The organism is Actinophytocola sp. (assembly GCF_009379765.1).
Taxonomy (GTDB): Bacteria; Actinomycetota; Actinomycetes; order Mycobacteriales; family Pseudonocardiaceae; genus Actinophytocola.
Genome location: NZ_WHTD01000008.1, coordinates 33,330 through 45,671, shown reverse-complemented (window position 1 = coordinate 45,671; position 12,342 = coordinate 33,330). Strand labels below are relative to the sequence as shown.

Below are 12,342 nucleotides of genomic sequence, written 5' to 3'. Positions count from 1 at the left end.
AGAGGCCGAGCAACCACCGATGACTATCGATGTCGAGGTCACCGACGGGATCGCCACGATCACCATCGACTCACCCAAGACCCGCAACGCGCTGAACCCGGAGTCGTCGCGGCGGCTCGTGCAGGTGTGCGACCAGGTCGACGCCGACCCGGCCGTCGGCGCGGTCATCGTGCGCGGCGGGGGCGGCACGTTCTGCTCCGGCGCCGAGCGCGAGGTCCTGGCCCGGGCCGGCGAGGACCCCGCCGACCCGGAACGGTTCGCCGAGCTCGGCTCCATCTACGACGCGTTCGTCCGGGTCGGGAACATGTCGGTGCCGACGATCGCCGCGGTCCAGGGTGCGGCGGTCGGCGCGGGGGTCAACCTGCTGCTGGCCACGGACCTGCGGATCGTCGCACACGACACGCGGATCATCGCCGGCTTCACCCGGATCGGCCTCCACCCCGGCGGTGGCCACTTCACCCTGCTCGGCCGGGTGGTCAGCCGGGAGGCGGCGGCCGCGATCGGGTTGTTCGGCGCGGAGGTGTCCGGGACGAGGGCGGCGGAGCTCGGCCTGGCATGGGAGTCGGTCGACGCCGCCGACGTGGACGCGCGGGCCCGCGAGCTGGCCGCCGCCGCGGCGCGCGACCCGGAGCTGTCCAGGCGGGTGCTCGGGTCGATGCGCCGCGAGCTCGACCCGCCGGGTGTGTCCTGGCCGGTGGCGCTGGAGCTGGAGCGGGGCTCCCAGATGTGGTCGCTGCGGCGCCGCAACAGCTGACAACCGAATACGACGGCGTAGGAGGGTTTTCGATGCGGCAGGAGACGCAAGTGCTGGACAGCCAGGAGGCCGGGGCGGACGTGCCGCCGATGATCTCCTTCGACCATGTGGGGAAGCGCTTCTTCAAGAAGAGCAAACCGTTCCAGGCCCTCGGCGACGCGCACTTCGACGTGCGGCCCGGCGAGTTCGTCAGCATCGTGGGGCCCAGCGGCTGCGGCAAGTCCACCCTGCTCAACATCACCGCCGGGCTGATGAAGCCGTCCAGCGGGAGCGTGCGCTACAAGGGCGAGCCGGTCGACGCGGTGAACACCAACGTCGGCTACGTCACCCAGGCCGACACGCTGCTGCCGTGGCGCACGGTCCGGCAGAACATCGCCATCCCGCTGGAGATCCGCCACCACCCGCGCGCGGAGCGGACCGAGCTGATCGACGAGATGATCGAGAAGGTGGGCCTCACCGACTTCGGCAACCACTACCCCGCGGAGCTCTCCGGCGGCATGCGCAAGCGGGTCGTGCTCGCCCGCACGCTGATCTACCAGCCCGAGACGCTGCTCATGGACGAGCCGTTCGGCGCCCTGGACGCGCAGCTCAAGCTCGTGCTCCAGCAGGAGCTGCTACGGCTGTGGTCGGGCGAGGGGACGACGATCCTGTTCGTCACCCACGACCTGGCCGAGGCGGTGACGCTGTCCGACCGGGTGGTCGTGGTCTCGTCCCGGCCGGGCACGATGCGCACGATCAAGACCATCGACATCCAGCACCCTCGGGACGTGTTCGACGTCCGCTTCCACGACCGCTTCCGCGAGCTCCAGCAGGAGCTGTGGGCGATCCTGCAGGACGACATGCTGAGAGGCGGCGAGATGTAGCGGGCTCAGGCCTTCTGCCCGGCCTTCTCGGCCTTCTTGGCTTTCTCGGACTTCTCCGCTTTCTCCGCCTCGGCGGCGGCGGCGTGGATCTTGCGGATGGCGTCCAGGGTGATCCCCCGGTGCCTGGCCATCCAGCCGTTGACCGCGCCAACGTCGCGAGCCTCGAACGCGGACATCAGCCCGTCGTGGTGCTCCTGGAGCAGATCCTTCGGCACCCGCACGTAGGCCATCGTGTTCTGGTAGCGCGCCGCGGCGTCCCACAGGTGGGTGACGAACCGGATGAGGTGCTCACTGCCCGCCCGCTCGAACGGCACGAAGTGGAAGGTCCGGTTCAGCTCGACGAACGCGGGCGTGTTGCGGTCGTGGACCGCCTTGAGCATGTCGCTGTTGATCTCGCGCATCCGCGCGAGGTCGGCCTCCTCCAGCTTCGGCACGCCCAGCCGGTGCGCCTCGTCCTCGAGCACCTGCCGCCAGTGGTAGATGTCCTCGATGTCGTCCGTGGACAGCTCCGCGACGAAGAACCCGACCCGGGGGATCCGCTTCACCTGCCCGACCGCCTCCAGCGCGGCGAGTGCCTCGCGGACCGGAATGTGCGACACGCCGAGGTCCTCGGCCAGCCGGGCGGGCGACAGGCGGGTCCCCGGCGGGAGATCACCCGACGCGATCGCCTTGGCCAACCGGCGCGCGACGAAGTCCTGCAGGCCGTCAGGTCTGCCTTCACTGTTCATGATCGATGTGCGCGCCATGACCTCTCCTCGCGCTGCGGTACGCCTCAGTGTACGCAGGGTGAACTAAACGATATAGCCAACTCGTGCAGGTTCGGAAAAGGTTCCGATCCAGGCGTGTCGTCACCCAAGGTGACAGTCGGGTCCGTTGACAGCACTCCGGGTACATCTTAAGATGATATATCATCTATGGAGGTCGTGACATGGTTCGCACGATTCGCGGCATCGGCGCCGCGACCGCCGCTCTCGCACTGGTCCTCGGTCTCACCTCGTGCGGCGACGAGGGAGCCGCGGACAGCGGCTCAGGCACGACCGACCTCGGCTCGGCCACGATCGTGTTGGGCGGCAAGGTCATCACCTGGGCCGCCGCGTACGTGGCGGTGTGCGAGAACTACTTCACCGATCACGGCCTGGACGTCGAGCTGACCGTCTCCCCGCAGGGCACCACCGCCGCCATCGCCGGCCTGGTCTCCGGCGACGCGCTGTCGGCGATGACCGGCGCGCCCGCGGCGGTGAGCCCGATCCGCGAGGGCGCCCCGGTCCAGATGCTGTTCAACGCGAGCCGCGGCTACGGCGTGCAGGTCGTCGGCAGCAACAAGCTCATCGACGCGACGGGCGTCACCCCGGACTCCTCGCTCGAGGACCGGGTGCACGCGCTGCGTGGCGAGACCGTCGCGATCCTCAACCCGGGCGACTCGATCGACCAGCTCCTGCGGTTCGTGCTGCCGAAGTTCGGGATGGACCCGGACAAGGACATCCGGATGCTCGCGCTGAACAACTACAGCAACATGTTCGCCGCGATGAAGATCGACAAGATCGGCGGGCTCGCCGGCTCGCCGCCCAACGGCAACCAGGCCGAGTCGCAGGGGATCGGCAAGATCCTGTTCTCCGGTGACGAGTTCGAGGAGCTGACCCAGTACCCCTACCTGGTCGGCTCGGCGAACACCCGGGAGCTCGCGCAGAACCCGGACAAGGTCAAGGCGCTCGTGGCCGGCATCGCCGACGCCATGAAGCTCCTGCGGGACGACCCCGACGCCGGCAAGCCCTGCCTGCGCAAGGAGTTCCCCGACCTCGACGCGAAGACGTTCGACGCGGCCTACGCCTACTCAGTCAAGTCCGTGCCGGACTCGCCGTTGATCACGCCCGAGGCGTTCAAGGCGCTGTCCGACTTCGCCGACACGAGCGGCACGCCCCTCGGCGTGGACTACGAGAAGGCCGTCGCCGCCGACATCGTCAAGGAAGCGATCGGCTAGTCCCTGTCCCGTGGATCTTTGTGCGAAAGTCCGCGCTCGATCAACAGATACCTCAGGGGAACGTGACGATACCCAGCCACAATCCACCTTGCCACCCGCACCTGTGCCGGGACGCAACCCCCGCATAAAAATCCGGGGAGGCGGACTAGGGCCGCCGCGGCTGAGTGAGAGGAACCAGCCATGGCGGCCGGCCGAACGGTGCGTGGCTACTGCGCGCAGTGCAAGTCCCGGTGCGGATCGGTGGCGGTGGTGTCGGCCGACGACGTGCTGCTGTCGGTCCGCGCCGACCCGGACCATCCCAACCACGCGTTCTGCGTGAAGGGCGCCGCGGCCCCGCAGTTCGTGCACGACCCGGGCCGGCTGCGGTACCCGATGCGGCGCACCAACCCGAAGACGGCCGGCGACCCGGGCTGGGAGCGGATCTCCTGGGACGAGGCGTTGTCGTTCGCGGCGGACCGGCTGCGTGCGCTCGCCGCGCGGTACGGCCCGGAGTCGGTGGTGTTCACCCGGCCCGCGCCGGGCGGCAGCCACGCCGGTGACTGGTCGCCGTTCCTCGACCGGCTCGCCACCGCGTTCGGCTCGCCCAACGTGCTGACGACGGGCCACATCTGCAGTTGGGGCCGGGGTGGCGGCGCCGCGTACACGTTCGGCGGGCGGCTGCCGACCGCGCACTACGAGGCGGCCGCCGCGATCCTCGTGTGGGGCCACAACCCGGCCGCGTCGCACCTCCAGACCTGGCGGCGGATCCAGGAGGCGACCCGGCGCGGCGCCCGGCTCGCGGTGGTCGACCCGCGGGCCACCACGACCACCGAGCGGGCCGACCTGTGGATCCGGCCGCGGCCGGGCACCGACGCGGCGCTCGCGCTGGGCGTGCTGCACCTTCTGCTCGCCGACGGCACGTTCGACCACGACTTCGTGACCTGGTGGACGAACGGGCCGTTCCTCGTGGACACCGCGACCGGCCGGTTCCTGCGCTCCGGCGGCGATGCCGGCGACTTCGTGGTGTGGGACGGAACCGCGGCGCGTGCGGTGGACGTCGAGCGGCACCCGTCGACCTGGCCGGTCCGGCCCCGGCTGCGGGTGGACCGGCCGGGCATGCGCAGCGCGTTCACGCTGCTCGCCGAGCGGGCCGCGCGCTACGACCCGGCGACCGTGGCCGGGCTCACCAGGGTGTCCGAAGTAGACCTCCGGCGGCTCGCCGAGCACGTCGGCTCCTCCGGCGCCCTGTGCTACGACACCTACAACGGCGTGGAGCAGCACACCGACACCGCGCAGACCAGCCGCGCGCTCGGCGTCCTGTACGCGCTGACCGGCTGGCTGGAGGCGCCGGGCGGCAACGTCACGTTCGGCTCCCCCGGCGGCCTGCCGAAGCTCCGGCCGGCCGCGGCGACCCGCCTCGGGCTCGCGGAACGACCGCTCGGCGCGCCGAAGCACGGCGTCGCCGCCTACGACGTGTACGACGCCGCGCTCGACGACCGGCCCTACCCGGTCCGCGCGCTCGTCGCGTTCGGCGGCAACGCGCTGCTGCAGAACGGCGACAGCCGCCGCGGCCGGGAAGCGTTGCGGGCACTGGACTTCCACGTGCACGTCGACATGGTCGAGAACCCGACCGCGCGGTTCGCCGACCTGCTGCTGCCGGCCGCGACGCCGTGGGAGTCGCCGGGACTCGCGACCACGTTCGGCGGCGGTCCGGTCACCCAGGCGCACACCCAGTACCGGGCGCCGGTGCTCGTCCCGCGGCACGAGTCCCGGCCCGACGTCGAGGTCATCTTCGACCTCGCGGTCCGGCTCGGCCTCGGCGAGTCCTTCTGGGACGGTGACGTCCGCGCGGCCTACGCCGAGCAGCTGCGCGGCACCGGGCTCACCCTCGACGAGCTGGAGGCGCATCCCGGCGGCCTGCGCCGGCCGACCGCGACGGTCACGTTCCGCCGCCACGAGCGGACCGACGACGCCGGGAAGGTGACCGGCTTCGCCACGCCGACCCGCAAGGTGGAGCTGTACTCCGAGACGTTCCTGACCCACGGCTACGACCCGCTGCCCGCCGCCACCGACCGCACCGCGGCGTTCACCGCCGAGTTCCCCCTGGTGCTCACCTCGAGCAAGCTGCGCCAGTTCACGCACAGCACCGGCCGCGGCATTCCGGCGCTGCGCGAGCAGGTGCCCGAGCCCTACCTCGAGGTGCACCCGGACGACGCCCGCGCGCACGGCGTGCTGGACGGCGCGATGGTCCGGCTCGCCACCGCCACCGGCGCGATCCGGCTGCGCGCCCGGCTGACCACCTCGGTCGCCGCGGGCGTGGTGGCCACGCAGACCGGGTGGTGGGAGGCGTGCGAGGAGCTGGGCCTGCCCGGGCACGACCCGTTCTCCGCCGACGGCGCCAACGTCAACCTGGTCATCAGCAACGCGGTCCGCGACCCCATCTCCGGGTCGGTGCCGGTGAAGGACTACCCGTGCCGGATCGAGCCGCTCCCGTGAGCAACTCCCTGACCCGGGGGAAAAGGACACCACCGTGGCCAACTCGACCGCACCGCTCCCGCAAGCAACTCCCTGACCCCCGAGGGAAAGGACACCACCATGGCCAACTCCACCACCCGCACCGTGGAGGTCGCCGTCGACCCCGGCGAGGCGCTGTTCGACGCCGCCGACGAGCACGGCCACCACGTCCACATGGATCTCGGCGGCAAGATCGGCAGGCCGAACGGGCGCGCGGTCGCCGCCCGGGACCTGCTGCTGATGGCGCTCGCCGGCTGCTCGGGCGCGAGCTTCGTCGCCGAGCTGCGCCGGCGCGGGAAGGTGCCGCGCGCGCTCCACGTCACGGTGACCGGCGCACCGGCCACCACCCGGCCCGCGGTGTTCCGCGCGATCGCCATGCACCTCGCCGTCTCCGGGGACGACCTCGACGAGGAGTCCCTCACCGCCGCGGCACACGCGTGCCACGGCGACTGCTCGGTCCACGCGACGTTGTCCCACGTCGCGGACATCACGACGACCTACGAGGTCGTCGGCGCACCCCTACCAACAGGAGGCAGGTCATGAAAGGCACCACCCGCGGGAGTCTCCCGCGTCGCGACATCCTTCGCCTGTTCGGCGCGGTCGCCGCCGTCGGTGTGGCTTCCGCATGTGGCGGCACCGAGCCCACCGGTGCCGCGCCCGCGGGCGGCGGCGCGCCGTCGCTGCTCGCCGCGAAGGGCGAACCCCTGGCCAAGGCGACCGTCTCGGCCGGGGCGACCAGCGTCAACCACATGTGGGCCCGTTGGGGGATCTCGCACGGCATCTACGAGAAGTTCGGCCTCGACGTCGAGGCCGTCGACGGCATCGCCGACGCGGTCGCCGCCATGGCGTCGGGCCAGCTGCAGTTCTCCGCCGCAGGCGTCCAGACGCACAGCGGCGCGGTGCGCGGCGCGCCGGTCCACGCGGTCATGCTGACGTTCAAGGACAACCTCGGCCTCTACACCGTGCCCGGCATCTCCTCGGTCGACGACCTGCGCGGCAAGCGCCTGTTCGGCCCCAACGACATGATCAAGGAGATCCTGCGCCGCGCGGACATCGACCCCGAGAACGGCGTCAGCTGGATCCAGACCAGGTCCAACACCAAGCAGATCATCCAGCTGGTCGAGGACGGCCAGGCGGACGGTTTCACCGGCTACCCGCCGGCCAAGCTCCTCGCCGAGGACGCCGGGCTGCGCGAGGTCACCTCGGTATCGGCGGAGTTCCCCGGCTCGCCGGTGTCCATCGTGGGCACCTCGGACCAGCTGGTCACCGAGAACCCGTTGCTGGTCAAGCGGTTCCTCGCCGGCACACTCGAGACACTGGACCACCTCAAGGCCAACAAGGCCGAGGTCGTCGACTTCTTCAGGTCCGAATGGGACTTCGACGACGCGCTGGCGCAGGGCTGCTACGCGGTGATCGAGCGGGACATGTTCGACGGCGGCAAGACCGACGAGAAGGCGCTGCGGCTCGTGCTCGACGTGACGACGGCGGCGCAGGGCAAGAAGGAGGACATCCCGCTGGACCGGGTGTGGAACTTCTCGCTGCTGGACGAGGTGCTGGCCGAGCGCGCCAACGGATACGAGGCGTCGTGACCGCGCGGCTGGAGGCCCGCGCCGTCCGCAAGGCGTACCGGTCCGGCCGCGGCACCGTCACGGTGGCGCTCGACGAGCTCTCGTTGTCCGTCGCGGACGGCGAGTTCGTCTCGATCGTCGGGCCGAGCGGGTGTGGCAAGACCACGTTCCTCAACTGCGTGGCCGGCCTGGAGTCCTACGACGGCGGGTCCCTCGTGCTCGACGGGCGGCCGATCGCCGGGCCCGGCGTGGAGCGGGCGGTGGTGTTCCAGGACCCGTCGCTGCTGCCGTGGCGGTCCACGTTCGACAACGTGGGCTACGGGATGGCGTTGCAACGCCGGGTGCCCGCCGCCGCACGGGAGCGGCGGGTGCGGGAGCTGATCGAGTTCGTCGGGCTCACCGGCTTCGAGCGGCACTACCCGGGCGAGCTGTCCGGCGGGATGCGCCAGCGGGTGAACCTGGCACGGGCGCTCGCGACGGAGCCGGAGCTGCTGCTGATGGACGAGCCGTTCGGGGCGCTGGACGCGCAGACCCGGGAGCAGCTGCAGGTGGAGCTGGCCCGGATCTGGCAGGCCGGCCGGGTGACCGTCCTGTTCGTCACGCACGACATCGAGGAGGCGATCTTCCTCTCCGACCGGGTGGTCACGATGACCGGCCGGCCGGGGACGGTGCGCTCGGTGCTCGACGTCGACCTGCCGCGGCCGCGGGACCCGACGGTGAAGCGGTCGGCCGGGTTCGTGGCGCTGGAGGAGCACATCTGGGGGCTGCTGCACTCCCCGGCCCCGGCGCGCGTGCCGTGACCGCGGTGCTGCGGCGGCCCGCGGCGCCGGCCCGGGTGCCGGCGCCACCTCGGTCACGCCGCCGGCACCGGCTGTCCCTGGGCGGCGGGCTGATCGTCGTGCTGCTGGGGTGCTGGGAGCTCGCGTCGCGGTCCGGCCCGCACACGAAGCTGTACGTGAGCTCGCCGACCGAGGTGGCGTCGACGCTGGCGGCGCTGACCGGGGAGGGCTCGTTCTGGTCGGTGCACGTGCTGGCGACCGTGCGGGGGTTCGCGGCCGGCTGGGTGATCGCGGTCGTGGCGGGGATCGGGCTCGGCGTGGTGATGGGCTGGAGCCGCGCGGTCCGGGAGACGCTGGAGCCGTTCGTGTTCGTGCTGAACGCCGTGCCGCGGATCGCGCTGATCCCGCTGCTGATGGTGTGGCTGGGCTACGGGTTCGCCTACCAGGTCACGGTTGTCGCGCTGTGGAGCGTCTTCCCGGTGCTGCTGAACACGGTCGCGGGCGTGCGGGACGCGCGCCCGCGGCTGGTGGCGATGGCCCGCTCGTTCGGCGCGTCGCCCTGGCAGCTCCTGCGGACGGTGGCGCTGCCGGGCTCGGTGCCGCTGGTGTTCGCGGGCGTGCGGCAGGCCCTGACGCACGCGGTGACGGGCGTGGTCGGCGCGCAGATGTGGGCGTCGGCGGCGGGCCTGGGCTGGGTGATCGCCGACGCGGCGATGACCATCCAGGTGGAACGGATCATCGCGGCCGTGGTGATCGTGGCCGCCTGCGGCACCCTGCTGAACGAGCTGCTCGGCGTGGCAGAGAAGCGACTCACCCGCTGGCAACCCCGATGACCCGCGAGTCCCCCACTCCGGACCCGCGAGTCCGCCGTTCCCGCAGAGTGGTTCGGGGTGGCGGGTTCCTCGTTCTCGTGCTCGTCGGGTGGGAGCTGCTCGCCCGGTCCGGGTGGGTGGATCCGGTGTTCACCGGGTCGCCCTCCGGGGTCGGGTCCGCGCTCGGCACGCTCGTGTCCGATGCGGACTTCTGGGCGGTGCACGCCTACGCCACCGCCACCGGGTTCCTCGCCGGGTGGGCGCTCGCGGTGGGGGTCGGGTTGCCGCTCGGGTTGTTCATGGGGTGGTACGGGCCCGTGCGCGACCTGTTCGAGCCCCTGGTGATGGCGTTCTACTCGACGCCGCGGATCGCGCTCGTGCCGCTTTTCGTGGTGTGGTTCGGGTTCGGGCTCGAGTACAAGCTCGTCGTCGTGTTCCTCGCCGCCGTCTTTCCCGTGCTGCTCAACACGATGGCCGGGGTGCGCGCCGCCGACCAGCGGCTGGTGCGGATGTCCCGGTCGTTCGGCGGGTCACCGGCGCAGGTGCTGCGGACCGTGGTGCTGCCCGGGACCCTGCCGTACGCGCTCACCGGGGTGCGGCAGTCGATCGCCCACGGGCTCACCGGGGTCGTCGTGGGTGAGGTGTTCTCGGCCGGCGCGGGCGTCGGCTACCTGATGAACCAGGCGGCGCAGCTCTTCCGGACCGACACGCTGTTCGCCGTCGTCGTGCTGCTGGCCGCCACCGCGACGGTCCTCAACGAGGCGATGCTGCGCCTGGAGGCCAGGCTGCTGCGGTGGCGGCCCGAGGAGCTCAGCGCCCCGCGCGCTTCCAGCGCATGACGTACACCTCGGTGAGGTTCAGCAGCGTGTTCATGAGCGTCGCGATCACCATCAGGACCACCAGGGCCGCCATGATGCCCGCGGTGTTGAACGCCCCCGCCGCCGACATCAGGATGTAGCCCAGCCCCTTGTTCGACGCGATCAGCTCCCCCACCACCGCACCGACCAGGGCGTACGGGATGGCGAGCTTGAGGCCGACGTAGATGTAGGTGAGCGAGCCGGGCAGGACGACCTTGCGGATCATGTCTCGGCGCCGCGCGCCCATCACCCGCAGGACGTCCACCAGCTCCTCGTCGGTCTCCCGCACGCCGGTGTAGGTGTTCCAGAAGACCAGGAAGAACACGATCACCGCGGTCAGCACGACCTTCATCTCCAGGTCGATGCCGAACCACAGCACGAACAGCGGCGCCAGCGCGAGCTTGGGCAGGCTGTAGACCGCGGTGATGAACGGGTCGAGCAGCCGGCCCAGCAACGGGATCAGGCCCAGCACGAAGCCCGCCACGATGCCCGCCGCCGCGCCGAGCAGGAACCCGTACAGCGTCGCCTGCAGCGTCACGCCGAGGTTGTCCAGCAGGTAGCCGGTGGTGATCCAGTCCGACAGCTGCGCCCAGATCTCGGTCGGTTTGCTGATGAAGAACTCGATGTCGAACGCGCCGGCGACGAACTGCCACGCCAGCAGCGCCACGACCAGCACGGCCAGCCGCAGCAGCCCCACGGTCACCGTCGATCGGCTCGACGAGTCGCGGTCCTCGAGCCGGTCTCCGGCGGCGGTGACCGCCGGAGCCATGTCCTTGCCCTCCACCGGGGTCATCATCGCCACGCCAGCAGCCTCCGTCGTACTCGCCGGGTCCGGGCGGGGTCACGTGCCTGTGACCTCGCACGATGTGCCGTCATACCATATATTATCAGCCGACTCCTGCCCAGACTCCACGGAGGACCTGCCGATGACGGCCACGGTTGCCACCACCAAGGAAGCGCTCGACACCGTCCTCACCGACACGGTGTCGTCGTAGTCGTGGTGGCCCTGCGGGCTCCGACCCTGCCATCGAACCGACCAAGCCGGCGGTATGGAGCGCTGAGACATCCTGCGGGACCGGAACATGGCTGCCGCGATCCGAGTGCACGATCGTGCCCTGCGGTTGAGCCCACGCAAGTCACGTGTCAACCAAACCCAGGGCAGTGCTCAGGACTTCGGTGCCGGGTCGGTCGGGTTGAACTCGTCCGGCACGATCAGGTTCTTCGGGTCCAGCGCCATGACCTCCTTTGTGGACAACTCCTTCGGCAGCACCGTGATGTCGTGCGCGAACTGGTCGGCGGTCACCCGCGGCTGGACGAACGAGCCCTTGTTCGCCTCCCACGCGGCGTCGAAGATCTTCGCGTCGACGTCGCTGAACCGGCTGCGCACGTTCTGTTCGCCTTGTCCGGCTCGTCGACCACCAGCTGCGCGGTCTTGGAGATCGCCGCGGCCACCTTCTTGACCGTCTCCGGGTCCTTGTCGATGTACTCGGCGGTGGTCATCAGCGTCGAGGACGACGTCGGCGTGTGCTCCGCCGGGAACTGCCCGGTCGGACCCTCGATCCACATCACGCCACCGGCGGACAGCACACCGAGCTCGGACACCGGCGGCGAGGCCTGCAGCGCGTCGATCGCCCCGGCGGACATCGCGGCCGGCATGTTCTCCTGCTTCATGTACACCGGGTTCACCTTGACGCCAACGCCTTCCGCCGAGCTGATCACCGGCGACTTGAGCGACGACGTGGCGCTCGCGAACGCGATGTTGAGCCCGTCGAGATCCTTGAGCCGCTCCTCGATCGGGATGTCCGGCGCCTTCACCCGCTCCTCCAGCGAGGTGTCGGTGCGCACGCCGAGCCGGTCGGCGGTGTCCTTCGACAGCACCACCGAGCCGGACAGTCCGGAGTAGAGCCGGGCGATCGCCCTGACGTCGCGGCCCTCGGCGTTGCTGGTGATCACCTCGGGCGCGCCGGCCGCGGCGAACTGGACGTTGCCGGACAGCATCGCGGTGACCGCCTGGGCGCCGCCGTTGCTGTTGATCAGCTCGACGTCCAGCCCCTGGTCCTTGAACATGCCCATGTCGTCGGCCATCCGCACGAGCTGGGTCGCGAGGCTCTCGGAGCTGATCGCGATCCGGATGGTGCCGCCCGCGTCACCGCCGCCTCCGCCGCCGCACGCGGTGAGCGCGAGCGCCGAGGCGGCGAGCAGGGCACCCCACCGGACGGACCGGGTGATCCGGAACAT

13 protein-coding genes are annotated in these 12,342 nt (G+C 71.0%); 9 read left to right on the top strand and 4 right to left on the bottom strand.

Translation table 11 applies throughout. The features are described 5' to 3' along the window. Positions 1-19 precede the first annotated feature (19 nt). Together GEV28_RS03940 and GEV28_RS03935 are read left to right on the top strand one after the other, a co-directional pair. Positions 20-754, top strand: a complete 735-nt coding sequence (locus tag GEV28_RS03940) for an enoyl-CoA hydratase-related protein (protein WP_291408670.1) — start codon at positions 20-22, stop codon at positions 752-754. A gap of 32 nt (positions 755-786) precedes the next feature. Beyond that, positions 787-1,617, top strand: a complete 831-nt coding sequence (locus tag GEV28_RS03935; RefSeq protein ID WP_291408668.1) for an ABC transporter ATP-binding protein — start codon at positions 787-789, stop codon at positions 1,615-1,617. A 5-nt stretch (positions 1,618-1,622) separates the two neighbouring features. On the opposite strand, the gene GEV28_RS03930 is transcribed toward GEV28_RS03935, so the two are convergent. Continuing rightward, entirely contained in the window at positions 1,623-2,363 is a 741-nt protein-coding gene (locus GEV28_RS03930) for a GntR family transcriptional regulator (RefSeq protein WP_291408666.1), read from the bottom strand. Positions 2,364-2,545: 182 nt separating this feature from the next. On the opposite strand from GEV28_RS03930, the gene GEV28_RS03925 reads away from it, so the two are divergent. From GEV28_RS03925 to GEV28_RS03895, 7 genes are all read left to right on the top strand, one after another. Further along, a complete protein-coding gene (locus GEV28_RS03925) occupies positions 2,546-3,595 on the top strand; it encodes an ABC transporter substrate-binding protein (protein WP_291408664.1) in 1,050 nt (349 codons plus the stop codon). 180 nt (positions 3,596-3,775) lie between these two features. Continuing rightward, positions 3,776-6,070 (top strand): molybdopterin-dependent oxidoreductase, encoded by a 2,295-nt coding sequence (locus GEV28_RS03920; protein WP_291408662.1) that lies wholly within the window; start codon positions 3,776-3,778, stop codon positions 6,068-6,070. A gap of 99 nt (positions 6,071-6,169) precedes the next feature. After that, a complete protein-coding gene (locus tag GEV28_RS03915; protein ID WP_291408660.1) occupies positions 6,170-6,631 on the top strand; it encodes an OsmC family protein in 462 nt (153 codons plus the stop codon). Continuing rightward, positions 6,628-7,677, top strand: a complete 1,050-nt coding sequence (locus tag GEV28_RS03910) for an ABC transporter substrate-binding protein (protein ID WP_291408658.1) — start codon at positions 6,628-6,630, stop codon at positions 7,675-7,677. The genes GEV28_RS03915 and GEV28_RS03910 overlap by 4 nt, the downstream gene beginning before the upstream one ends. Continuing rightward, entirely contained in the window at positions 7,674-8,456 is a 783-nt protein-coding gene (locus GEV28_RS03905; RefSeq protein WP_291408656.1) for an ABC transporter ATP-binding protein, read from the top strand. The genes GEV28_RS03910 and GEV28_RS03905 overlap by 4 nt, the downstream gene beginning before the upstream one ends. Next, positions 8,453-9,268, top strand: coding sequence for an ABC transporter permease (locus GEV28_RS03900; protein WP_291408654.1), 816 nt, complete (start codon positions 8,453-8,455; stop codon positions 9,266-9,268). Before GEV28_RS03905 ends, GEV28_RS03900 begins: the two co-directional genes overlap by 4 nt. Before the next feature lie 77 nt (positions 9,269-9,345). After that, positions 9,346-10,086 carry an ABC transporter permease gene (locus GEV28_RS03895; RefSeq protein WP_291408652.1) on the top strand — a complete coding sequence of 247 codons (741 nt, stop codon included), beginning with the start codon at positions 9,346-9,348 and terminating at the stop codon, positions 10,084-10,086. Here the strand turns inward: GEV28_RS03895 and GEV28_RS03890 are convergent. From GEV28_RS03890 to GEV28_RS03880, 3 genes are all read right to left on the bottom strand, one after another. Further along, positions 10,058-10,900 (bottom strand): ABC transporter permease, encoded by an 843-nt coding sequence (locus GEV28_RS03890; RefSeq protein WP_291408748.1) that lies wholly within the window; start codon positions 10,898-10,900, stop codon positions 10,058-10,060. The two genes, GEV28_RS03895 and GEV28_RS03890, sit on opposite strands and share 29 nt — an antisense overlap. A 369-nt stretch (positions 10,901-11,269) precedes the next feature. Continuing rightward, complete coding sequence (locus GEV28_RS03885) at positions 11,270-11,407, bottom strand: hypothetical protein (RefSeq protein ID WP_291408650.1); 138 nt, start codon at positions 11,405-11,407, stop codon at positions 11,270-11,272. Beyond that, positions 11,404-12,342: an ABC transporter substrate-binding protein gene (locus GEV28_RS03880; protein ID WP_291408648.1), complete on the bottom strand. Its 939-nt coding sequence runs from the start codon at positions 12,340-12,342 to the stop codon at positions 11,404-11,406. The genes GEV28_RS03885 and GEV28_RS03880 overlap by 4 nt, the downstream gene beginning before the upstream one ends.